A 23,017-nucleotide genomic window follows, 5' to 3' on the forward strand; every position below is an offset into this window, starting at 1 on the left:
CGGGCCAAGAGCGCCGACGCGGCGCCAACGAAGCCGCCGCGGGCCGGCGAACCCGTTCTTTCCCGAACCGCTTGGCCGTCTGCGTGTTGGCATGCTTCGCATTTCGGGCCGCTTGGCCGGCTGCGTGTTGGCATGCTTCGCGCTCCGGGCCGCTTGGCCGGCGGGGCGCCTCGCTTTCTTTGAGCTGCCGGGCCGGCGGATCCACCTCCTCGAAACCCTCCGGGGCGCCTCGCGGTGGAATGGTGGTGGGGGCGGTGTTGTCGGGAGGCGGGAGTGAGTGGGTTGAGGTCGCATGTGGTCACGGGTGGAGGTCGCGGGGTGGGGCGCGCGATCGTCGAGCGGCTGGCGGATGGCGGTGACGCCGTGGTGATCGTCGAGTTCGACGAGTCCGCGCTCGACTGGGTCGGTGACCATCCGGCCGGGGAGCGGCTCGTGCCGGTGGTCGGGGACGCCTCGGACGAGGCGGTGGCGGGGACGGCGGCCGAGGCGGCCGCCAAGGTCGCGCCGCTGCGGGGGTGGGTCAACAACGCGGCGGTCTTTCGCGACGCCTGGCTGCACGAGGTGCCGGCCCGCGAGGTCATCGGCCTGATCGGGCGCAATCTCGACCCGGTGGTGGTGGGGTGCGCCGCGGCGATTCGCCACTTCCGGGCGGCCGGCGATGGCGGGGCCATCGTCAACGTCTCGTCGCATCAGGCTCAGCGGGCGGTTCGGGGCGCCTTCGCATACGCGACGGCGAAAGCCGCCATCGAAGGCGTGACCCGTGCGCTTGCGGTTGATTACGGGGCTTCGGGCGTACGCGTCAATGCCGTCGCCCTCGGATCGATCGCCACCGACCGCTCGGACGCGCATCTCGCCGGCCTGGCCGGCGAGGAGCGGGAGCGGTTCGCCCGGGAGATCAGCCTGCTGCAACCGCTCGGCCGGATGGGGCGGACCGCCGAGGTCGCCGATGTGGTGGCGTTCCTGCTCTCGGACCAGGCGGCGTTCGTCAGCGGCGCGATCATCCCGGTCGACGGCGGCCGGTCGGCGGTGGGGCGCGACCCGGAAGAGGCCTGAACGGCGGATCACCTGCGGGGGATCTGGCACGGTCGGAAGTACGCGTGCCGGTTGTCATGGGACTATAGTCGTGTGCATGGAAGAGCTGATGCGCCTCGCCGGCGCACACGAGGTCAAGCAACTGCTCGGCGTAAGCCGCCAGCGGGTCTATCAGCTGGCCGCCCGATCCGATTTCCCGAAACCGGTGGCCGCCCTCGCGCAGGGCAAGGTCTGGCTGCTCGGTGACATCGAGCAGTGGCTGGCCGAGCGCCAACTGCTCTTCGGCAAAGGCCGCGGCAAATCCTTCGACCAGGAGGTCCGCGACCTGAGCGCCGATTATTCGAAAGCCGGTGCCTGACCCGGCGGTCAGCGCGGGAGCAGGTAAGCGGTGGAGAACGGTTCGTGGCGGGCCCGCATGTCGGCGTAAGCCGTCAGGATCATGGCGGCCCCGATGACGCCGCCCGCGACGGTGAAGAGGGCGGAGATCAGTTCGGCGACGACGGCGGCGCCGGTGCTGACCCCGTCCGAACCGCCCACGGCCAGGATCGGGCTGGTCAGGAGTGAGTTGACGAAGTTCAGGCCGGCGGCCAGCGCGCCGGTCACGAGCACTCGGCCCAGCGCCGCGCCGAAATCGGCGTGGAAGAGGGAGAAGGAACGGCCGATCGCGTTACCCCGCTCCAGCAGGACCACCGCGGGCAGGATCGTGAACACGAGGATCAGATAGATGCCGGGCAGGATGCAGAAGACCAGCCCGACCAGCACCATGAGGCTGACCGGGATGCTCCAGCCGAGCAGCGCCGGGAAACGCCGCAGCGCGACCATCAGCGCCTCGCCGACCGACACCGGGCGGCCCGTCGCCTTCTGGACGAGCACCTGCATCGCCGCCAGGCTGCCGATCAGGTCGACCAGGATGGCGACCAGGAAGATCGGCGCGATGACGGCGAACGGGCTGAGGAGCGCGTTCCAGTCGATGCTGCCGTTGGTGGCGGCGTCCAGTTCGGTGGTCAGATCGGAGGTGCGCAGGTCGATCATGATCGACGCGATCATCAGCGGGATGACCGCGACCAGCAGGATCAGGGCAATCGGCAGCCAGGTGCTGCCCACCAGCCGGAAGCTGCGAGACCACCAGCCGGAGAAATCGCTGCTGACCAGCGGGTCCTCGGGGCCGGCGTAGTAGGAGGCGGGAAGCTGACCGGGCATCTGCGGCGGCCCATAGCCGGGGACGCCGTATCCGGGCGGCGGACCGTATCCGGGCGGCGGACCGTATCCGGGCGGCGGACCGTATCCGGGCGGCGGGGTGTATCCGGGTTGCTGACCGTAGGGGTAGGAGCCTGGGGGCAGGCCGTATGGCGGTGGCGGCTGGTAAGCCGCCGGGCGCGGGTACGGCGAGCCGTCGGCGGGTCCCTGACCCGGCAACTCGCCGGTCTGCGGCGCGGTCCACGGGTTGGGCGCTTCGCCACCGGGCTGGGGCGCGGTCCATGGATTGGGCGTCTGGCCGGGCTGCGGGGCCGCCCACGGGTTGGGTGCCTCGGCTCCGGGCTGGGGCGTGGCCCAGGGTTCGGGCTGGTGGTGTCTCCATGAGCCGGTCGCATTGCCCCACGGGTCGACCGGAGCCGGCGGTGCGAGCGGATCCCCGGACGCCGGGGCCGCCAGCGGGTCAGCCGTCGCCGGTGCCTGCGCGGCATAACCGGACGCGGCCGGGTCGTTTGCCGGGGCTGGGTCGGCGGCGGCCGGGTTGTCCGAGGTCGCGGGGTCGGCGACGGCCGGAGTTGCGGGGCCGGGCGGAGTGGGCGACTTGGCAGTGGGCGGCGGGGGAGCCGGAGGCTGCTGGTCGTCGGGGGTGCCGGGTGGGTTCTCGCTCACGTCGTCCCGCTCTCGCATCAAGATCAGCGGCGCCACCTTAGCGGGTGGGGCGCCGTTGCGCTGTCCGCGCCTCGGTCAAAGCCCAAGGCTAGAGGCGTCGCGCGACCCGCCGGGCGGCGCCCGGGTGCACGCGGCATGCGGGCGCGACACCGCGGCCTAGAATTCGGAGGATGGCTGAGCTTGAGTCGCCCACGACGATCCGGGATCGGGCCGTCGCAGTCGCCGACTACCTTCTCGCCGTCCGCGCCCAGATGGAGCGCCCCGCCCGCACCCTGCCCAACGACGCCCACCGGCTGGACGCGCTGCCCGATCATCCGGCCTGTCAGGCCGGGCCGGCCGCCGACGGCACCTCCTGGCTGCGTGTCGGACTTCCCGAGCTTCCGCCGCCGGTCGCGGTGCCCGCGGCGCTGCGTCGCCGCCTGCGCGGCGACGTAACCGCCATCGCCGAGCCGATCCAGGCCGGGGGCGCGCCGGCCGGTTCGACCAGAGCCGGCCGGACGGGCGCCGGTTCGATCCAGGCCGATGGAGGGCCGGCGGGCACGGGCCGATCCGGCGAAGCGCCGGCCGGGTCATCTCAGATCGACCGACTTTCCGCTCGGCCAGGCCAAGCCGACGGAGTCTCCATCCGCCCCGGCCAGGCCGACGGAGTCTCTGCCGGGCCGGGCCAGGCTGCCGGGCCGGGCCAGGCTGCCGGGCCGGGCCAGGCTGCCGGACCGGGCCAGGCTGCCGGACCGGGCCACGCTGGTGGATCCGGCCAGGCTGCCGGGCCGGGCCAGTCTGGAGGGTCCGGCCAAGCTGGTGGGTCCGGCCAAGCTGGTGGGTCCGGCCAAGCTGGTGGGTCCGGCCCGGCTGGTGGGTCGGGCCCGGCTGGTGGGTCGGGCCAGGGGGACGGTGGCGGCGCGGATGAGTTCGAGAGTTGGCGGGATCGGGTCTGGCGGCCCTGGGCCTATGCGACCGGCGAGGCTGAGAAGACTCGGGTGCTGCATCGGCAGCTGTTCGATCTGATGCATCAGGTCGACATGTCGGCGGCGACCACCGAGCTGGTCTGGGGGCATGGCCTGCTGGACACCACGATCAACGGTGAGCGGGTGCGTTACCCGCTGATCGCCACCCCGGTGCTGATCGATTATGAACCGGACACCTCCCTGGTCACCGTCTCTCCGGCGGGGCCGTCGCGGCTGCAGACCGACGCGCTCACCGGCCTCGACGAGCGGTACCTCGCGCAGCTGCTTGCGCTGGCCGGGCCGGCCGGCACCCTCGAGGTCGATCTCTGGAACGACCTCGAGCGGCGGGAACTGTTCGAGCGGGCGATGGGTCGGCTCGGCTATGACCGGGTCGTCACCGATGGGCGCACCGAGACCACCAGACCGCACATCGCCGACGTCGGAGTCCTTTTTGCCCGGCCCAAGCAGCGACAGTTGCGGGGCTTCCTGGAAAATCTGCGTGACCGGCTGCTGGCCGGGGACACGACGAGCATCGGTGCGCTGTCGGCGATCGTGGCGCACGAGCCGTCGAAACTGCGCATGCCGGACGACCGGCCGGAGGAGTGGCGGCGGGTGGGCGAGCGCCTGCTCATGCCGCTGCCGACGAACGAGGCGCAGGAGTCGATCGCCCGCCGGCTCGCCCAGCACCGGAACGTCGCGGTGCAGGGTCCGCCGGGCACCGGCAAGACGCACACGATCCGCAACCTGATCTGCCATCTGATGGCGAACGGCAAGCGGGTGCTGGTGGTGGCGCAGAAGGAAGATCCGCTGCGGGTGCTGCGGGACGGCCTGCCGGAGGGCATCCGGGCGCTGTGCCTGGCGGTGCTGGGCCGCACCACCGACCAGCTGGTGCAGCTTCAGCTGGCGGCGCGGGAGCTGGCCGACCGGGCGGCCACCCTGGACAAGGAGGCCGAGGCCCGCCGGGTGGAGCGGCTGACCGGGTTGCTGGAGGAAGCCGAGCGGGAGCTGGCGACGACCCTGGGCGGGTTGCGGGCGATCGCCGAGAACGAGGCGGTCACCTATCCGATCGACGGCGTGCCGATGACGCCGGTCGAGGTGGGTGCCTGGTTGCGGGAGCGGGCTACCGCGCACGGCGGCATCCCGGATCCGCTGGTGAGCGGTCCGCCGTTGTCCGGCGAGGAGTTCGCGACGCTGCTGGAACTGGCCGCCGGGCTGTCGCCGGCGGACCGGCGGGCCGCGTTGCGGCCGCTGCCGGAGACGGCGGATCTGCCGGAGGCGGCCGAGGCGGCCCGCTTGCGCGCGGAGCGGGAAACGCTGGCCGGGCGGGTGGCCGGGCTTGCTGCCCGAGGTCTGGCTGTCGATGAGGTACGCCGTGGTCCGGCGAAGACCGATGTCGGCGACGGCGAACCTGTCCAGGGTCACGACCCGGCCCACGCCGCTGATCCGGCCGTCGAGTTCGGGCGGTCGCGCGCGGCGGGACCGGGTCGGGTGGCTGATCCGGCTGCTGAGCTCGGGCGGGTGCGGGCGGACGTGCGGGAGGCGCTGACCTGGCTGCGTCGGCGGGAGGGTGGCTGGACCGACCGGCTCGGGCGGCTGCTGAACGATCCGCACTGGCGGGCGGTCTGGGGCGACCACGTATCCGCGACCGAGACGCTCCTGGCTGAGCTGGCCGCGCTGACCAGGGAGTTGGCGGGGCATCGGGTGACCGTGCCGGAGTCCTTCGCCGGCGAGCCGAAACGCCTGCTCGCGCAGCTGGCCGAGGTGCGGCAGCGATTCCGGACCGGACGCGGGCTCAGCCGGCTGTTGCAGGCCGGTCTGTGGAAGCTGGCCGACGAGGTCCGGGTGGATGGGGAGCCGCTGCGCACCACTGAGGACGTCGACGTGGTGGCGGCCTGGGTGCGGCGCCAGCAGGCCCGGCGGCGGCTGGGCGGGCACTGGTCGGAGTGGATCGACCGGCTGTCGATCCCCGCCCCGGGCGGGGACCCGGAGATCTGGGCGGGCACGTTACTGGCCGAGGCGGGTCAGTCGCTGGATTGGGACGTACGCCATTGGCCGGTGCTCGCCGAACGGCTCGGTCACCTCGTACCGCAGCTTGATCTTGATCTTGATCCGGCCGCCCTGGCCGAGGTCGAGGAGTTGCTCGACGCCGCGCCGGTGGTGTTCGAATTCGATGCGCTCGTCGCGGCGGAGGCCGAGGTGGTCGCCCGGCTCGCGCCGTGGCCGAGGCTCGCCGAGGCCTGGGCGACGCTGTCCGGCTGGGACGCCGAACTGGCCGAGGTGCGTCGCCTCGCCGCCCTGCGCCCGGCCGCGGAACGCTGCGCCGAACTGCGGGATCAGCTCGCCGAGGAGGCGCCGGAGTGGGCCGCCGCGATCGACGGCGGACGGGTGCCGGCGGTCTCCGGCCAGGCCTGCCTGGACGCGTGGGCGTGGCGGCGGGCGCAGACCTGGTTCGACGACGTGATCGGCAGCGTCGACCCGGCGGTGCTGGCCAAGCGGGTGGAGAACGCCCGGGAGAAGATCCGCCGGCGGACCGCCGACCTGGTGGTGGCGTCGGCGTGGCTGGAGGTCGCGCGCAGTCTCGACGACCGGCGTAAGGCGGCGCTCGCCGACTGGACGACCGCGCTTCGCAAGATCGGCAAGGGCACCGGGCGCACCGCGGCGGCGTGGCAGGCGCACGCGCAGCGGCACATGGAGTCGGCGGTCGAGGCCGTGCCGGTGTGGGTCATGTCGGTGGACCGGGCGATCGAGCAGTTCGCCGGCGGTGCCCACTTCGATGTGGTGATCGTGGACGAGGCGTCCCAGGCCGATCTGTTCGCCCTGCCGGTGTTGTCGCTGGCCGATCGGGCCGTGGTGGTCGGTGACGATCAGCAGATCGGGCCGCAGCTGGGGTTCGTCGGGTCGGTGACCGGCCTGATCCACAGCCATCTGGACGACGTGCCGTCGGCCGAGCACTTCGACCCGGAGTCGTCGCTGTACGACCACGCGGTGCGCCGGTCGCCGGAGCGGATCCTGCTGACCGAGCATTTCCGCTGCGTGCCGCAGATCATCGAGTTCTCGTCGCGGCACTACTACGACGGCAAGATCATGCCGTTGCGGGCGGACCGGCCGTCCCTCGCGCCGATCCGCACGGTGTTCCTCGGTGACGGGGTGCGGCAGTCGCTGTCCGGGTTCGGCGACGTCAACGTGGCCGAGGCGTCGGCGCTGGTCGCCCAGGTGGCGGCGATCGTGCGGGACCCGGCCTACGCGGGGAAGACGCTCGGCGTGATCTCCCTGCTCAGCACCAGCGGGCAGGCCGGTTACCTGCTGCACCTCCTGCGCGAGGAGATCGGCGAGGACGAGATTCAGGCCCGTCGGCTGCGGGTCGGTGACGCCTACACCTTCCAGGGTGACGAACGGGACGTCGTGCTGGTGTCCATGGTGGTGTCGGACAACGACGCTCGGGTGGCCGCGTTCACCAAGCGGGAGTACCACCGGCGGATCAACGTGGCCGCGTCGCGAGCCCGTGACCAGCTGTGGATCTTCCACTCGGTGCGGGCGTCGTCCCTGCTCGCCGACGATGCCCGGGCGCTGCTGCTGACGTACGCCGCAAATGTTTTTGATGTGGAGAGCCCGGCCGACCTGGCCCGTTGTGAGAGCGACTTCGAACGGGACGTGTTCAAGCGGCTCACCGCGCGTGGGTTCCGCCCGGTGCCGCAGTTCCGGATCGGTGCGTATCGGATCGACTTCGTGCTCAATGCCCCGGACGGGCGGCGGCTGGCGATCGAGTGCGACGGCGACACCTACCACGGGCCGGAGCAGTGGGAGAGCGACATGCGCCGGCAGGCCGTTCTCGAACGGGTCGGGAACTGCGTGTTCGTCCGCATCCGGGGCAGCATCTTCGCCCGGGAACCGGATGCCGCGATGCGGCCGGTCTGGCAGCGGATCGAGGAGTTGTCGATCGTGCCGGTGCCGCGCCGGACCGTTCTCGAGGTGGGGCAGTGGCAGGGGTCGGGGTCGCCGACCGCTCGTCGTCTCGTCGCCGGAGCGGCGGAGCTGGTCACGCTCGTGCCGGGGGACCGGCGGGTGCGGGTGCCCATTCCCGACGAACCGCCGTCGACGGAGCTTCTCGCCCGCAATCTGGCGGCGGTGCGGGCGGCCGTCACCGATCCTCCGGTGGTGACCGTCGGCGGGGACTGCGGTGTCGAGGTGGCGCCGATCGAGGCGGCCCTGGCGGCGCACGGCGACGGCCTGGTCGTGGTGTGGTTCGACGCGCACGCCGACCTGAACACGGTCGAGTCGTCGCCGTCCGGAGCCTTCCACGGGATGGTGCTGCGCACGCTGCTGGGGGACGGGCCGGCGGCGCTGCTGCCGCACCGGGTCCTGCAGCCGTCGCAGGTGGTGCTGGCCGGGGTGCGGGCCCTCGACCCGGCCGAGAAGGAGTACATCTCGGACCGGGACATCTCGATCGTCGAGCGCCTGGCCGATCTGCCGGACTCGGTGGGCCCGGCGACCGCGGTGTACATCCACATCGACCTCGACGTCCTGGACCCGGAGGTGTTCGCCTCGGTCGGTGCGCCGGAGCCGGACGGCGTGACCCCGGCGCAGCTGGTGAACGCCGTGCGGGCACTGACCGACCGCTATCCGCTGGCCGGGCTGGGCATCACCGAGTACGAACCGGCCCGGGCGAGTGACCGGGCCGTGCTGGCCGAGTTGATTCCCGCGCTGCTGGCCAGGGCTCGATAGATTGACCGCCATGTCTGCACTGGAAAAGCTCGACGGGTGGGAGTCGCTGTCCCCGGAACTGCGGGCGCGACTGGCCGAGGCCGACCTGCCGGAATCGCTGCGAGTCGACGAGTACGACCTGTTTCTGCTCGGCCCGAATTTGATCTTCCGGGACGGCATGTTGCGATTCGGATACGGCACCGATGGGTGGGGCGGCGACTTCTGTCTTGATCCGGACACGAATGCGGTGTGGGTGATCGATCACCGCCAGTCACGGCGGTTCGTCAACTCGTCGATCGGGCAGTTCGCCCGGTCGGTGCGCCTGATGGTCGATCTGGCCCCGGCAATCGCCAAGGGCGGCCCCGAGGCCTGGGAAAACGCCAGGGATGATATGCAGCGGGTCATCGCGGAGTGGGATCCGCCGGCGATGATCACGAACAACTACTGGGACGTTCTCTCCTGGGACATCGCTACCGGTAACTACTCCGACCAATCGGACCTTTAGTAAATATCCGTATTGTCGGTAGGGGTCACTCATCTCGAATTGACCATCTAATATCCGCTAGGTCCGCGTGACATTGACGCTCACGCATGTGCAAACCCGCATTTGACAAGCGGGTAAACAAACAGATCACCCGTGCCGCCGCGCGATCAGCATCAGCGCGTTGGGGGGCTCTTTGCGCCATGGGTGAGAAGGGGGACAGCGGATTCTGATGGAGAACCTCGTCAAGGAACGATCGCGGGTCGCGTTGTTCACGCGCCTGGCGGCGGTCCTGGTTCTGATCTGGTCGGTGATCGGCGGCGTACCGGCCGCGGCCCACGCGGGAGCGCGGGTCGTCGCCGATTGGCCGATCATCGATGCCCGATGCGCACCGGTCACGCCGCAGGGCCTGGTCGGTTACGGGTGCACCAAACTGGGCGTGTACATGCAGGAGGCGCGGCTGGATCTGCGGTACAACCGGCCGCCCAAGACCACCGACAAGCTGTACACGAACGTCCGGGGCAACTACGCGATCGCCCAGCTCAAGGACGGCACGTACATCATCGGGCACAGCGACGGTCTCAAGCACGCCGAGGAACGCCTCCTCGATCAGATGGAGGGCAAATCCCAGCGCGTCGTATTCGACCCGAAGACCGGCAAGGTGTCGTACCAGCCGGCCAAGGCCTCGCCGATCGTCGAGGGCTTCTCGGAGCTCGAACCCTGTGACACCAAGTGCGACCGGGCTCTGAAGGACGCCAAGGTCCGGGACAAGTTCACCTACAGCTACAAGTGGAACCCCGAAGCGGGCGAGAACCGCAAGGCGGTCCAGGACGCGGCCAACAACCGGGTCACCGGGGTCAAACAGGTCGCGGTCCGTGAGCTGCTGGACGTCGAGAAGAAGTCGGGTCCGATTCTCCCCAAGTCGCCGGAGGAACTGGCCAAGGGCAGCGCGATCGGCAAGGCGGCCGGCAAGCAGATGGGCCCGATCCGGCCCGGTGGCATCGACTTCTCGTCGGTCCAACTGCGGTACGTCACGGACGGCGGGACGAGCGGCAACACGTACTCGTTCGAGACCGGCACCACCCCCGGCCAGGAGTCGAAGGACGGCACCGACCAGATCTACGGTGCCGGCGAGGCGCTGGACACCTGGATGGCCGTGGAACCGTCCCGGTTCTGGGTGAACCTCAACCCGAGTCAGCCGGACAAGGTGATCGACCAGTACCTCGGCAAGACCGAGGTCGGCCGCGTGCTGCTCGAGGCCGACCTGGAGCTGAAGCGGGCCTGGACGCGTTTCCAGGACCCGAAGACGGCGGTCGGCCTGGAGTACTGGAACCGGATGACCGGCCTGGACGGGGCCTGCATCCGGCAGTGGATCGTGCCGAGGACGGCCACGATCCGCGAGGAGGGCGACCGCCTCTACATCCTCGAGGCGCCGCTCGAGGTGAAGGCCGAGGCGTTCGACTTCACGATCCCGAGTGACCCGAGCTTCAAGTGCCCGGCCAACCCGGACCCGTCGATGAAGGTCTACAACGACCTGCTCCTGCCGGAACTGAACAAGGCCGTGAACAACGCGCCCGAGTTCAAGGACCTGCGCCGCGTCTACATCAGCCGGGTCGCCGCCGAGTGGTACCGCGACCGGATGACGGCCGACGGCCGGGCGGCCGCGGAGGGCATCGACAGCAACGACGTCAGCACGCTGGAGCGGGCCGACGACTGGAGCCCGACGGACGTCTTCAACCAGTACCTGAAGGAGATCTACGGCACCACGTACGAGCTGCCCAACGGCGTCAAGGTGACCACCGGCGGCGTCGACTTCACCCAGCCGGTGAAGACGACCAAGCTGAACGACACCGCGTTCAAGGAGCAGCACGCGACCCTGCCGACCACGGTCGACAAGTCGCTCACCGAGGTCACCAAGACCTCCGACGAGAAGCAGGCCTACCTGGGCGGCAAGGACGAGATCCCGGTCTTCGTCAGCCTGAACAAGGCCACCCCGGCGCCGAGCGGCACCGCGGGCGGCCCGGGCGACGGCGACGACGGTGGCGAGGGCGGCGGTCTGCCGATCACCGGCGCGCCGATCTTCACCATCGCCGCGGCCGGCCTGCTGCTGATCCTGATCGGCATGGCAGCCGTGTGGCGCACCCGCCGGGTGCGCTGGGTGGCCAAGAAGTAGTAGTGGGGACCGCCGCCGCGCCCCTCACCGGGGTGTGGCGGCGGTGGCCCGCTCGATCCGGGCCTTGATGCGGCAGTGGGTGGCCAGGAGAGTCACCAGGCCCGGACCGTCGATCAGTTCGAGTGGGCGGCCGGCCAGGGCGTCGTACGCCTCCGGGTCGATGCCGTTCAGCGAGACCAGAATTCCCTTCGTCGCGCCCGCCGCGGTGACCGCGCCCGCCAGGGCGTGCACCGTGCCGGCGGTGGCCGAACCGCCCCGCATGGCGTGCACGACCACCTTGCCGCCGAAGATCGGGCGTGGGTCGGTGGCCGTCCACCGGACGCCGACGGCGGTGCGGGACGACTCGCCCATCGCCAGGCCCATCACCCCGAACAGGTCGGCGATCTGCTGTTCCCACTGCTCGTCGGTCAGCGTGACCAGGTTGGGGCGGGCGTCGATCTCGGCGAGGACGTTGAACTCCTCGGTGTAGTCCCGGTCGGCGTCCACCTCGAAATCGATCTTCGGCGGGACGGCGGTCAGCTCGTCGGGGGTGCTGGAGAGCGCGCCCTGCAGGTGCTTGAGGCAGGCGACCGGATCGACCCGGCGCAACTTGATCGCGGCGAAGGTGTCCCGGCCGGTCTGCACCGACACCAGGCAGGGCCGGACGAACCGGCCGGTACGCCGGTCGATGGTGTCGACGATGCCGTTGAACGAGACCTGCCGGACCAGGCCACCACGGTCGGCCTCGATGATCTCGTGGATCGTGCGCAGCGTCACCCGGGCGATCACGTCGACATAGCGGTGCCGGATCTCGCCCTCGTCCCGGGGGACCGCGACCAGGTCGTCGCGGACCCGGTCGAAGCGGTACTCGCGGACCACCGGGATCACCTCGATCGGCGGCAGGTGGTACTCGATCAGCAGGTGCTTCTGCTTCGGCAGGTAGGCCAGGCGGAAGTGCTGCGGGAAGTCGTCGGGGTAGACCGAGTTGCCGAGGACCATGGCGAAGTACTCGACGACCGAGGCGGGGTCGGCGCCGGCCACCGCGGCGGCGAATCGATCGACCTCGGCGTTGTAGGCGGCCAGCTTCGTCGCGTGGGCTTGCAGGCTTTCCTCGTACGCCTTCTTGCGCTGGGTCAATTGGTGCCGGCGCCGCTCCTCGGCCGCCACCCACCTGGCTCGCGCCTGTTCGTAGGCACTTCGCGCGTTCGCCGTCTGCTGCTGGTGCAGCCGGTCTCCGCCGAGGATCTTGCCGACGCCGCGCGGCTGCGGTGGCACGTAGCTCTGCCAGGCCGGCTCGGGCAGCGGCCGGCCGAGCGGGCCGGGGTCGAACGGCGGGACGGTCAGCGGCTTCTTGAACTGGTCGAGATCGATGTGATCATCCACGTCCAGGGTGGAGAGCAGCAGGGTGTCCAGGTCGCTGATCCGGGCCCGCACGTCGGCGTTGGCCGCGGCCGCGTCGGCAGTCCGCGCCTCGACGTAGAGCCGCTGGCGTTCCCGCTGGCGTTCCACGTCGGATGCGGCCTGCTGGGCAGCGTGAATCGCCAGATCGGCGTTGCGCCTGATCAGCTCGCGCTGCTGGGCGGCGGCATTGTTGGCCCGCTGCTCGGCGGCGTTCTGCGTGGCTTGCGCACGCTGCATGTCCCGGATGATCCCCATGCGTCCTCGCTCCGCGGTGGCTCGGCGGTTAGTCCAATCGCCACCATATCCACCGCTAACGGATCTAGTTACGCGGAGCGTCTGTCATGAAGCCGTCCGTGCATGGTTGGCACGGTCTGCGGGTAGGAATTGCGCAAGGTTCCACAGTCAGCACTGGCAGTAACTGTCCGTCATAGTCTCGACGTTAACCGGCCCGCGAAATTACGCAGCGCAGTGGTCATCCGATCGGTTGATTCCCTACTCTGATCGGGCGAGTAGCTGCACTTCGCGGGTTCGGGGGCGGGCCCGTCAAAACATTGACGCAGCCGAGACCTGTTATCTGCACGCCGTGACGGGTGGTAATAGGTCGGGGTTGAGGCACGTGGGGGGAGGTGAGTGGGTGATGGCTGCGCCCGATGAGCGCCGCACGATGGCCGCTGCTCTGCCCGAGCCTCGCACCCCCGCCGACGACGTGCACGGCCCGGCCTGGTTCTCCTATACCGCCACCGGCGACCAGATCGTCTGGTCAGCGCAGCTTCGTGCCATGCTCGGCCAGTCGCCCGGCCAGAACGAGGTCAGCCGCAAGGTCCTCGCCCGCTACGTCCACCGCGACGACCACGCCAAGGCGCTCGGTGCCATCACCCAGACGTGGACCAGCCGGACCCCGGTGCGCACCACCGTCCGGCTGATGCGCGTCGACGGCGGCTGGTTCGACGTGGACTGCCGGCTCGAGCCGGTGAAGAGCCCGGACGGCACGGTCCGCGGCATCCGCGGCACGGTCACCGACGTCTCCGCCCGCGAACGCGCCCGCCGCGAGATCGCCCGTCTGGCCCGCCGGGGCGAGACCGTGCAGGCCTCCCTGGTCGACCCCGACCCGGCTACCGGTCTGCTCACCCGGGCCCGGTTCGCCGACGAGATCGACCGGGCTCAGCGCCGCGGCGGCGGCGCCATCCTGATCATCCGGGTGCAGCCGGAGAAGTTCGGCGAGGACCCCGACGGGGTGCGCCCCGACCGCAACGCCGACCTGCTGCACCGCGCGGCCCGGGTGCTCGAGGGCGTCGTGCAGGAGGGTGCGCTGCTCGGCCGGGTCGGCACCAACGAGATCGGCCTGCTGCTGGCCGGCACCTCCTGGCCGATGGCCCGCCGGGAGGCGGAACTGCTGGTCGAGGCGCTGCGCTCGCAGACCTTCGTGCTGCCCGACACCTGGCTGCGGGCGCGGGCCTGGGGCGGCCTGGTCCGGTTCACCCCGGACGCCGAGGCCGGCAGCCACGAGGTCCTGATCGACGCCGAGCACGCCTGGCGGCAGTCCCGCGACCTGGACCGGCCGCTCACCTTCGTCGCCCACCCGGTGCCGGTGCGCGACCGGCAGGGTTCCTACCGCAGCCGGGTCGCCGACGCGCTCGGCACCGACCGGTTCACCCTGTACGCCCAGCCGATCCTCGAGCTCCAGACCAACCGGGTCACCCGGCACGAGCTGCTGCTGCGGGTGCTCGACGAGGCGGACGGCCCGCAGTCGCCGATCCAGGTGCTGGACACCGCCGAGCGGCTCGACGCGGTCTACGACATCGATCTGTGGGTGGTCGAGCGGGCCATGCAGGTGGCGGCCGAGCAGCCGGCGACCTGCCTGCAGATCAACCTGTCCGGCCGCTCGGTGGGCGATCCGCGGCTCACCGAGGAGGTCGTGCGCCTCATCCAGGAATACGCGGTCAACCCCGGTCAACTCACCTTCGAGATCACCGAGACCGCGCTGATCGGCAACCTCAGCGAGGCCCGCCGGTTCGCCGACGCGATCCGGGACCTCGGTTGCGAGCTCGCCCTCGACGACTTCGGCTCGGGCTACGCGTCGTTCCGCTATCTGCGCATCTTCCCGATCGACCTCGTCAAGATCGACGGGGAATACGTCGTCGACCTGGTCGACAACCCCCAGGACCAGGTCCTGGTGCGTGCGTTGGTCCAGGTCTGCCAGGCGTACGGGATCCACACCGTGGCCGAGTTCGTGCAGGACGAGCCCACCCTGCGGCTGCTGCGCGAGCTCGGTGTCGACTACGTCCAGGGTTATCTGATCGGCCGGCCCTCCCCGCTGCAACCGGGACGGTTGCCGAGCCCCTGACCTGGGTATCCGGCACACCATGGAGCACTTCACGATCGCCACCGTCGCGGAGCAGAGTCCCGACTTCCGCCGGGTCCTGTGGACCGGCAAGCACACCCAGCTGGTCGTCATGACCATCCCGCCGAACGGCGAGATCGGCGAGGAGGTCCACGAGGTGGACCAGATCCTCACCTTCGTCAGCGGCGTCGGCCAGGCCATCGTCTCCGGCCAGGAGCGCAAGGTCGCCCAGGGTGACCTGGTCGTGGTGCCGGCCGGCCGGAAGCACAACTTCCTCAACACCGGGCCCAACCCGCTGGTCCTCTACACCGTCTACGGCCCGCCGGAGCACGCCGACGGCGCGGTGCACAAGACGAAGGAAGAGGCGGACCGCCTCGAGGAGGCCGGCAAGGACGAGCCTCCGGCCTGACGCGTCCGGTCTAACGCGTCGCCGGGACCGGCCGAGGCCCCCCAGCCAGCCGGTCCCGGCGCCGCGCCGGGGCCAGACACTACTCGGGGCGTACGTTCACATCGATCGACGTGCCCGTTTGGTCGCCGTCCCGTTGCCCCAATGAGATACTTCTGGCCACGCCCGATAACCTTCCACCATGGACGAGCCCAGATGGTTGTCTGATGAGCAGCAGCAGGCCTGGCGCCGCTGCGTCGAGGTGCTCGTCAAGGTTCCGGCCGCTCTCGAAGCGCAGTTGCAGCGCGACGCCGGATTGACCCACATGGGCTACATCGTGCTATCCACCCTTTCCGAGCGGTCCGACCGCCGGCTGTCGATGAGCAAACTCGCCAAGCTCGTCTCGTCCTCGCTGTCCCGCCTCTCCCACGTGGTGGCCCGGCTCGAGGCCCAGGGCTGGGTGCGGCGCGAGCGTGACCCCGAGGACGGCCGGGTGCAGATCGCGGTGCTCACCGACACCGGCTGGGACAAGCTCGTCGAGTCGGCGCCCGGGCACGCCGAGGCCGTCCAGCAGCTGATCTTCGACCGGCTGACCCCGGCCCAGATCCGGCAGATGACCAAGCTCGCCGACGCACTCCTGCAAACTCCGGTCGAGGTGCGGCCCCCGGCCTAATAGGGTGGGCTGATGAGTCAGCGAGTGCGGGGCGTGATCGCCCGAGCGAAGGGTGCACCGGTCGAGACGACGACGATCGTCGTGCCCGATCCGGGGCCGGGCGAGGCCGTCGTGCAGGTCCAGGCGTGCGGGGTGTGCCACACCGACCTGCACTATCGCGAGGGTGGCATCAACGACGACTTCCCGTTCCTGCTCGGCCATGAGGCCGCGGGCGTGGTCGAGTCGGTCGGCGAGGGCGTCACCGATGTGGCCCCGGGCGACTTCGTCGTGCTCAACTGGCGGGCCGTCTGCGGCAACTGCCGGGCCTGCCTGCGCGGCAAACCGTGGTATTGCTTCGCCACCCACAACGCGACCCAGAAGATGACCCTGGAGGACGGCACCGAGCTGTCCCCGGCCCTCGGGATCGGCGCGTTCGTGGAGAAGACCCTGGTCGCGGCCGGTCAGTGCACGAAGGTCGACCCCTCCGCCCGGGCGGCCGCCGTCGGGCTGCTCGGCTGTGGCGTGATGGCCGGGATCGGCGCGGCGATCAACACCGGCGGGGTGACCCGCGGCGACTCGGTCGCGGTGATCGGCTGCGGCGGCGTGGGGGACGGCGCGATCGCCGGAGCCGCGCTGGCCGGCGCGACGACGATCATCGCGGTCGACACCGACGATCAGAAACTGGCCTGGGCTCGCAGTTTCGGCGCGACCCACACGATCAACGCCCGTGAGTCGGACGTGGTGAAAGCCGTCCAGGACCTCACCGGTGGCAACGGCGCCGATGTGGTGATCGAGGCGGTCGGCCGCCCGGAGACCTACAAGCAGGCGTTCTACGCCCGTGACCTGGCCGGCACGCTGGTGCTGGTCGGGGTGCCCACTCCCGAGATGACCATCGAGCTTCCGCTGATCGACGTGTTCGGCCGGGGCGGCGCGCTCAAGTCCAGTTGGTACGGCGACTGCCTGCCCACCCGCGACTTCCCCTTGCTGACCGCGCTCTACCAGCAGGGCCGCCTCGACCTGGACGCTTTCGTCTCCGAGGAGATCGCGCTGGACCAGGTCGAGGAGGCCTTCGGCAAGATGCACGCCGGCGGTGTCCTGCGATCAGTGGTGATCTTCTAACCGGCCTTGGCGTAAGCCGGCACCGACCGGTCGGCCAGCAGATCGAGGGAGAGGGCAGCGGTCCAGCTGAACGTCGGCGCGCCGAGGCCCTCGCCCGAGGTCGGGTGGAAGTACTCGAAATGCCCGTTGCGGTGCACCAGCCGCACCATCGCGGTGCGCAGGTCCTCGGCCTCGTCCCGGAAGCCGTGCATCAGCAGCCCTCGCCGGATCAGCCAGTTCACGTTGATCCAGACCGGCCCGCGCCAGTACCGCATCGTGTCGAAGTCCGGCGCGGTGCGGTCGTAACTGGGCACCGGCAGGCCGAACCGCTCCGACCGCATCTCGTCCATCACCGCCCGCACCAGGTCGGCGGGCAGATCCGGCAGCATCAGCGGAAGCAGGCCACTCACGCAGTTTGCCGGCGTGAGTTTGCCGGTGTGCACGTCCCGGGCGTGGAAAGTGCCGGTCCTCTCGTTCCACAGCCGCCGAATGATCGCCGCGGTGATCTGACCCGCCCGGTCCCGATGGCCGGCCGCCTCGGCGGAGAGCCCCAGCTCGCCGGCGATCTGCGCGAGAGCCAGTTCGGCCGAGGCCAGGATCGAGTTGAACGCCGGGCACTCCACCGCGAACGCGTGCCGGTCCAGCAGGCCGGCGTCCGAGTAACCCTCGGCTCGGTAGCTGACCACGAGACCCACGTACCGGGAGTAATCCAGATCGGTGGGGCGGTGTGCGGCGTCCGAGACGTCCAGGTCACGACGGCGGTACCGGGACAGCAGCGCCAGGTCGGCCGGCACGTTCGCCATCGCCTCGTCCCAGGCCGGGCTGTTGTCCAGGCCCGACTCCCACGGGTGCACGATGCTGGCCAGCCCGGCACGGCCGAGGTTGCGGCCGGTGGTCAGGTAACGCTGCTGGGCGACCAGGCGTGGGTACAGCCACTCCAGCTCGGTGCGGGCCTCCTGCGCGCAGGCCGCGCCGTGCGCCGCCGCGTGCCGGTAGACCTCCCACGCGGCGATCGCGTGCATGGGCGGCTGGACGATGCCGGTGCTGCCGCGGGCCGGGCGGTTCCCGTACGCCGGAACGTCCCAGAACGCCGGGCCGGGGAAATAGTCGGCCTCGGCCGTCGCCGGGTCGAAGACGATGTGCGGAACGCGGCCGTCCGGCCACTGCGCCTCGAAGAGACTCCGCAGGTCACGCCAGGCGCGGGTGGGGTTCACATAGGCCAGGCCGATGGCGATGAAGGCGGCGTCCCAGCTCCACTGGTGGGGATACAGCCGACGGGACGGGACCATGTGGTCGCCGGCCCAGTTGGTGTCGAGCACACGGACGGCGGAGTTCCAAAGTTCGGCAGACATATCCGGCTTCAAGGCAGGCGTCGGAGGCAGGTCGTGGTGCATCTAATCAGAAACCCTTTCCGCTGCGGTCACCGGCAAACCTCTTCTGCAGGGGCCGCCGGGGCTCCCGCAAGGGAACCGGTAGTTAGCGGAAAGGGCACGGACCACCGGTGCGCCGGCCCCTGTTTCACTCATCGGCCCGGACGAACCGGCGCTGAACTCTAGATGCGGTCCCGCTCTCGGTCTGCACCCGAACGGGCCGATCGCACTGGGATCTCCCGCCACAATGCGCTGCGTTCACCGGGCCGATACGGCGAGTCGAGCCGCTTGGCGATCACCGCCGGCAGGCCCTGGGCGCGGGCCGTCTCCAGGGCGAACTCGCCGCCGCCGGGGAAGTAGGGCGGGGTCTGCCAGTGGTCGCCGGTCACCGCCAGGCCGTCGAGCAGTTCCCGGCGCTGCGCGTACTCGATCTCCAGCGTGCCGTGCCCCTCCAGCCACAGCAGGTCGTACACCAGGAACTGCACCGGGGTGCGCTCGGCGGCGCGCTTCGCCGCCGCGGCATCCCGCGGCGCCGTGCGCCGATCCAGAAGCTCGGCGGCCGGTCGCGGTCCGTCGAACGCCACCAGCTCACCGTCCAGAACGGCCTCGATCGGCGCGAGCGCCGGCCCGAGGGCCCGGATTTCCGGGAACCACGAGGTCACATCCTCGCCGCCGGCTTCATTCAGCCGTACGCGACCACCTGAGACGTACGCCGTGACGCGCTTGCCGGCCCAACCCATCTCGTACGCCCAAAGCTCGTCCTCGGTTTTTCGGGTTTTGGTGGTTTTCTCGGTTTTCGTGGCCAGCATCGGCGGCACGAACTCGGGCATCGGCTCCCAGCCCGGCTCGGGTTGATCCATCCGCCGGACCATCCAGTCGGCGCCGCCGGTTTGGAAGAGGATGTACCTTCCCTCGGCGCGGTCGCCGTGGAAGACCACCTCGATCTCGTCGTCGCGCCACTTCCGGGTCTCGTAGGTGCCCCGGTCGAAGATCGTCATCCGGCCGCCGCCGTATTCGCCGGCCGGGATCTCGCCGCTGAAGTCCAGGTATTCGAGCGGGTGATCCTCGGTATGTTTGGCCAGGTTGTTGCGGGTGCGGTCGCGGGGCAGGCCGCGCGGGACGGCGAAACTGACGAGTACGCCGTCGCGCTCGAGCCGGACGTCCCAATGCAGGCTGCGGGCGTGATGCTGCTGGATGACGAACCGGTTCTGCCCGGTTTCGCCGGGATGGACGGCCGGAACCGGCTCGGGAGTGCGCTTCGCGTCGCGTTTACGGCGGTACTCGCCCAGTCGATCCGTCACAGTTCTTGTCATACCCCGGTGGCAGGCTTGTCGCATGTACTCGGAACGGGCGTCTTCGTTGCCGCACGTGATCGCCTGGTGGAGCGTCACCGGGCCGGGCGCGCGGGAAAGCCGCATCCTGCCGGACGGGTGTCTCGACATCATCTGGAAGGACGGCCGGGTCTTCGTGGCCGGGCCCGATACGACCGCGCAGATCGGGCGGCCGGTTCTGGGCAGCCGCATGTTCGCGCTTCGCTTCTCCGCCGGCACCGGGCCGCCGGTGCTCGGCGTGCCCGCGTCCGAGTTGGTCGATCAGCAGGTGCCGCTCGACGCGCTGTGGTCCTCCGCCGCGGTCCGGCGCCTAGCCGAGTCGTCCGATCCGATGGCGGCGCTGACCGAGGCCGCCCGTTCACGCTGGGCTACCCCCGACCCGGTCATGGTGGCGCTGGCGGCGGCCTCCTCGGCCGGCCGGCCGATCGACGCCATCGCCGCCGACTGCGGCTTCAGCCCTCGGCAGCTGCTGCGGCGCAGCAACGCCGCCTTCGGTTACGGGCCCAAGGTGCTCGCCCGCATCCTGCGGATGCAGCGGGCTGTCGGGATGGCCCGCGCCGGGCTGCCGTTCGCTGCCGTCTCGGCGTCGGCCGGCTACGCCGACCAGGCCCACCTCGCTCGGGAGGTGCGGGCCATGGCCGGTGTGCCGCTGGGTTCCCTGATCAGTTCTTGAACCATGCGAAAAGATCGACCGTGTAACCGTCCGGATCGTGGATCACCGCGTAGCGCTGACCCCACTCGGCGTCCCACGGTTCCCGGTAACTGCGGTAACCGGCCCCGACCAGGTCGGCATGGGTCGCGTCGACCTCGGCCGGATCGCTGCAGAGGAAGGCGAGGCTGGGTCCGGTCTTCGTTTTCTCGGCGGCGCCCTGCTTGCCAGGCGAGGCGAGCTCGATCGAGGCCATCAGCGCCTCGGTGTCGAACATGAGCCGGATGCCGCCGGGCAGTTCCACTTCGGCGTGTGGTTCGTTCTCCGCCTCGGCCGGGATGTCCAGGCCCAGGCGGCGGTAGAAGGAAAGGGAGGTTGCCATGTCGGCCACCACGAGGCCGATTCCGTTGATCGTCGGTGCCATGTCGCCGACGCTACGACCGTGCTTCGCCGAAGTCTTGAACAAATCGGACTCGGGGATGATCGAGGGTTTCCCGGCCCGGTGGCTAGGGGTAGTGTTCTGGCTCCGACGCGTGTCCGACCGCTGGGAGGCATTGGCGCGATGACCTTGCGCATCCTCGTGGTGGGGGCCGGAATTGCCGGCCTTTCCGCTGCTCGGGCGCTGCGGCTCGCCGGCTACCGGCCGGACGTGGTCGAAGAGTTGCCCGCCAGCATGCTGCCCGGTGCCGGCATCTACCTGCCCGGCAACGCCTCCCGGGCGCTCCGGCAACTCGGCCTCGACGCACCGCTTCGCCCCCTCGGTGACCTAATCTTCCGGCAGGTCTTCCTCGACGCCCGGGGCCGCACACTGTTCGAGATGGACGTGGCCGGTCTGTGGGCCGGGGTCGGCGAGTCCCGGGCGCTGTCCCGGGCCGACCTGCAGCAGGTGCTGCTCACCGGGGTCGGCGGCGAGGTGCGCTACGACACCGCGGTCAAAGACCTGGAAATCTTCGACGGCGCCGCCAAGGTCGAGTTCGGTGACGGCAGTGTCGCCGAATATGACCTGGTCATCGGCGCCGACGGCCGGCGGTCCACGATCCGGGCCAAGGCCGGGCTCGGCGGTGCCGCGGTGCCCACCGGTCAGATCGTCTACCGCTCGGTGGTCAGCGGCGGTCCGCCACTGTCCGACTGGACGGCGTTGCTCGGCCGGCGGTCGTCGTTCGTGGCCATGCCGATGGGCGGCCGGAAGCTCTACTGCTACGCCGACGAGACCGCACCCGACTCGCCCAACCCGGACGACCCGCGGGCCCACCTGCGGAACGTCTTCGGTTCGTTCGGCGGTCCGGTGCCGGCCATCCTCGCCGCCATGGAAAAGGTGTCGGTGGCCCGCACCGACGAGGTCGTTCTCGAGACCTGGCACCGCGGCCCGGTGCTGCTGGTCGGCGACGCCGCCCACGCCACCGCCCCCACCCTCGCCCAGGGTGCCGCGATGTCCTTCGAGGACGCGGTCGTCCTCGGTGCGGAACTGAAACGTTCCGGAGAGGACGTCGCGGCCGCCCTGCGGGCCTACGAGCTGCGCCGCCGTCCCCGATGCGGCGCCGTGCGGGACCGCACCCGCGAGCGGGACCGCACCCGTGACGTACCGCCTGCCCTGCGTGACCCGATGCTCCGCCGGCGCGGCCTGCGGATCTTCGCGGATCATTACCGGCCGTTGGTCCCGCCCGCCTGAGGTCGATCACCTCTGGGCAACCCCGGGGGCGGGTGAGGCGCATGGGGGACTATTCTGCCTGCGAGGTACGCCTTTCGCTTTGGGTGTACTGAGCGGTACGAACGAGACGACGGAGGCTATTCGTGACGACCGTTGCGCCTAAGCCGATCGTGACCCGGCCCTACCCGGTGCGGCGGCAGGTCAAGGGTTCGGCGCTTGCCCGGATCCTGCGCACGACGGACGCGAAGCAGATCGGGATCATGTATTTGATCACGGCCTTCGTGTTCTTCATGCTGGGCGGCCTGATGGCCCTGCTCATGCGGGCGGAGTTGGCCCGGCCGGGCATGCAGTTCCTCTCGCCGGAGCAGTACAACCAGCTGTTCACGATGCACGGCACGATCATGTTGCTGTTCTTCGCGACGCCGATCGTGTTCGCTTTCGCGAACTTCGTGGTGCCGATCCAGATCGGCGCACCCGACGTGTCGTTCCCGCGATTGAACTCGTTCGCCTACTGGCTGTACCTCTTCGGCGGCACGATCGCCATCGGCGGCTTCCTCACGCCCGGCGGTGCGGCCGACTTCGGCTGGTTCGCCTACGCGCCGCTGAGCGACTCGCTGCACTCGCCCGGCATCGGCGGCAACATGTGGGTGGTCGGCCTGGCGCTGTCCGGCCTGGGCACCATCCTCGGTGGCGTCAACATGATCACCACCATCCTCACTCTGCGCGCGCCCGGCATGACGATGTTCCGCATGCCGATCATGACGTGGAACATCCTGGTCACCAGCCTCCTGGTGATCATGGTCTTCCCGTTCCTGGCCGCCGCGCTGTTCGCCCTGGCCGCCGACCGCGTGCTCGGCGCGCACGTCTTCGATGTGGACACCGGCGGGCCGATGCTCTGGCAGCACCTGTTCTGGTTCTTCGGCCATCCCGAGGTCTACATCGTCGCGTTGCCGTTCTTCGGCATCATCA

At 70.4% G+C, this 23,017-nt stretch carries 18 protein-coding genes; 12 read left to right on the top strand and 6 right to left on the bottom strand.

All coding sequences use genetic code 11. From position 1 onward, the window contains the following. Window positions 1–294: 294 nt before the first annotated feature. Both Ato02nite_RS05765 and Ato02nite_RS52810 read left to right on the top strand, forming a co-directional pair. Entirely contained in the window at window positions 295–1,053 is a 759-nt protein-coding gene (locus tag Ato02nite_RS05765) for an SDR family NAD(P)-dependent oxidoreductase (RefSeq protein WP_307853579.1), read from the top strand. A gap of 76 nt (window positions 1,054–1,129) precedes the next feature. Beyond that, the gene (locus tag Ato02nite_RS52810) at window positions 1,130–1,390 is read left to right on the top strand and encodes a helix-turn-helix transcriptional regulator (RefSeq protein WP_213005325.1); all 261 of its coding nucleotides are present in this window, start codon (window positions 1,130–1,132) and stop codon (window positions 1,388–1,390) included. A gap of 8 nt (window positions 1,391–1,398) precedes the next feature. On the opposite strand, the gene Ato02nite_RS05775 is transcribed toward Ato02nite_RS52810, so the two are convergent. Together Ato02nite_RS05775 and Ato02nite_RS05780 are read right to left on the bottom strand one after the other, a co-directional pair. Further along, a complete protein-coding gene (locus tag Ato02nite_RS05775) occupies window positions 1,399–2,913 on the bottom strand; it encodes a hypothetical protein (RefSeq protein ID WP_213005326.1) in 1,515 nt (504 codons plus the stop codon). Window positions 2,914–3,464: 551 nt separating this feature from the next. Further along, a complete protein-coding gene (locus Ato02nite_RS05780; protein ID WP_213005345.1) occupies window positions 3,465–3,689 on the bottom strand; it encodes a hypothetical protein in 225 nt (74 codons plus the stop codon). Between the two features lie 183 nt (window positions 3,690–3,872). Here Ato02nite_RS05780 and Ato02nite_RS52440 point away from each other — a divergent pair, with 183 nt between their 5' ends. From Ato02nite_RS52440 to Ato02nite_RS05795, 3 genes are all read left to right on the top strand, one after another. Further along, window positions 3,873–8,561, top strand: a complete 4,689-nt coding sequence (locus Ato02nite_RS52440; protein ID WP_281419692.1) for an arginase family protein — start codon at window positions 3,873–3,875, stop codon at window positions 8,559–8,561. A gap of 10 nt (window positions 8,562–8,571) precedes the next feature. Then, window positions 8,572–9,045: an SUKH-4 family immunity protein gene (locus Ato02nite_RS05790; protein ID WP_213005327.1), complete on the top strand. Its 474-nt coding sequence runs from the start codon at window positions 8,572–8,574 to the stop codon at window positions 9,043–9,045. A 208-nt stretch (window positions 9,046–9,253) separates the two neighbouring features. Continuing rightward, entirely contained in the window at window positions 9,254–11,194 is a 1,941-nt protein-coding gene (locus tag Ato02nite_RS05795) for a nucleic acid/nucleotide deaminase domain-containing protein (protein ID WP_213005328.1), read from the top strand. Window positions 11,195–11,218: 24 nt separating this feature from the next. Here the strand turns inward: Ato02nite_RS05795 and Ato02nite_RS05800 are convergent, their stop codons facing one another. Further along, window positions 11,219–12,811: a restriction endonuclease gene (locus tag Ato02nite_RS05800; protein WP_246606166.1), complete on the bottom strand. Its 1,593-nt coding sequence runs from the start codon at window positions 12,809–12,811 to the stop codon at window positions 11,219–11,221. Window positions 12,812–13,211: 400 nt separating this feature from the next. Here Ato02nite_RS05800 and Ato02nite_RS05805 point away from each other — a divergent pair, with 400 nt between their 5' ends. The 4 genes from Ato02nite_RS05805 (at window position 13,212) to Ato02nite_RS05820 (ending at window position 17,071) form a co-directional block, all read left to right on the top strand. Then, window positions 13,212–14,918 carry an EAL domain-containing protein gene (locus Ato02nite_RS05805; protein ID WP_213005330.1) on the top strand — a complete coding sequence of 569 codons (1,707 nt, stop codon included), beginning with the start codon at window positions 13,212–13,214 and terminating at the stop codon, window positions 14,916–14,918. A 19-nt stretch (window positions 14,919–14,937) separates the two neighbouring features. Beyond that, a complete protein-coding gene (locus Ato02nite_RS05810) occupies window positions 14,938–15,324 on the top strand; it encodes a cupin domain-containing protein (protein WP_213005331.1) in 387 nt (128 codons plus the stop codon). 178 nt (window positions 15,325–15,502) lie between these two features. After that, window positions 15,503–15,973 carry a MarR family winged helix-turn-helix transcriptional regulator gene (locus tag Ato02nite_RS05815; RefSeq protein WP_213005332.1) on the top strand — a complete coding sequence of 157 codons (471 nt, stop codon included), beginning with the start codon at window positions 15,503–15,505 and terminating at the stop codon, window positions 15,971–15,973. A gap of 12 nt (window positions 15,974–15,985) precedes the next feature. Then, window positions 15,986–17,071: an S-(hydroxymethyl)mycothiol dehydrogenase gene (locus tag Ato02nite_RS05820; protein ID WP_213005333.1), complete on the top strand. Its 1,086-nt coding sequence runs from the start codon at window positions 15,986–15,988 to the stop codon at window positions 17,069–17,071. On the opposite strand, the gene Ato02nite_RS05825 is transcribed toward Ato02nite_RS05820, so the two are convergent. Beyond that, entirely contained in the window at window positions 17,068–18,402 is a 1,335-nt protein-coding gene (locus tag Ato02nite_RS05825) for an MGH1-like glycoside hydrolase domain-containing protein (protein WP_213005334.1), read from the bottom strand. The two genes, Ato02nite_RS05820 and Ato02nite_RS05825, sit on opposite strands and share 4 nt — an antisense overlap. Before the next feature lie 200 nt (window positions 18,403–18,602). Continuing rightward, complete coding sequence (locus tag Ato02nite_RS05830) at window positions 18,603–19,721, bottom strand: DNA polymerase ligase N-terminal domain-containing protein (protein ID WP_213005335.1); 1,119 nt, start codon at window positions 19,719–19,721, stop codon at window positions 18,603–18,605. A 34-nt stretch (window positions 19,722–19,755) separates the two neighbouring features. Between Ato02nite_RS05830 and Ato02nite_RS05835 the strand changes: the two genes are divergently transcribed. After that, window positions 19,756–20,424 (top strand): helix-turn-helix domain-containing protein, encoded by a 669-nt coding sequence (locus Ato02nite_RS05835; protein ID WP_213005336.1) that lies wholly within the window; start codon window positions 19,756–19,758, stop codon window positions 20,422–20,424. Here the strand turns inward: Ato02nite_RS05835 and Ato02nite_RS05840 are convergent. Continuing rightward, complete coding sequence (locus Ato02nite_RS05840; protein WP_213005337.1) at window positions 20,414–20,824, bottom strand: VOC family protein; 411 nt, start codon at window positions 20,822–20,824, stop codon at window positions 20,414–20,416. The genes Ato02nite_RS05835 and Ato02nite_RS05840 overlap by 11 nt on opposite strands. Before the next feature lie 129 nt (window positions 20,825–20,953). On the opposite strand from Ato02nite_RS05840, the gene Ato02nite_RS05845 reads away from it, so the two are divergent. Both Ato02nite_RS05845 and Ato02nite_RS05850 read left to right on the top strand, forming a co-directional pair. After that, window positions 20,954–22,069, top strand: a complete 1,116-nt coding sequence (locus tag Ato02nite_RS05845) for an FAD-dependent monooxygenase (RefSeq protein WP_213005344.1) — start codon at window positions 20,954–20,956, stop codon at window positions 22,067–22,069. A gap of 122 nt (window positions 22,070–22,191) precedes the next feature. After that, window positions 22,192–23,017 (top strand): cbb3-type cytochrome c oxidase subunit I (locus Ato02nite_RS05850; RefSeq protein ID WP_213005338.1); only part of this gene is annotated, 826 nt, incomplete at its 3' end.

This window comes from Paractinoplanes toevensis (genome assembly GCF_018332695.1).
Classification (GTDB): domain Bacteria; phylum Actinomycetota; class Actinomycetes; order Mycobacteriales; family Micromonosporaceae; genus Actinoplanes; species Actinoplanes toevensis.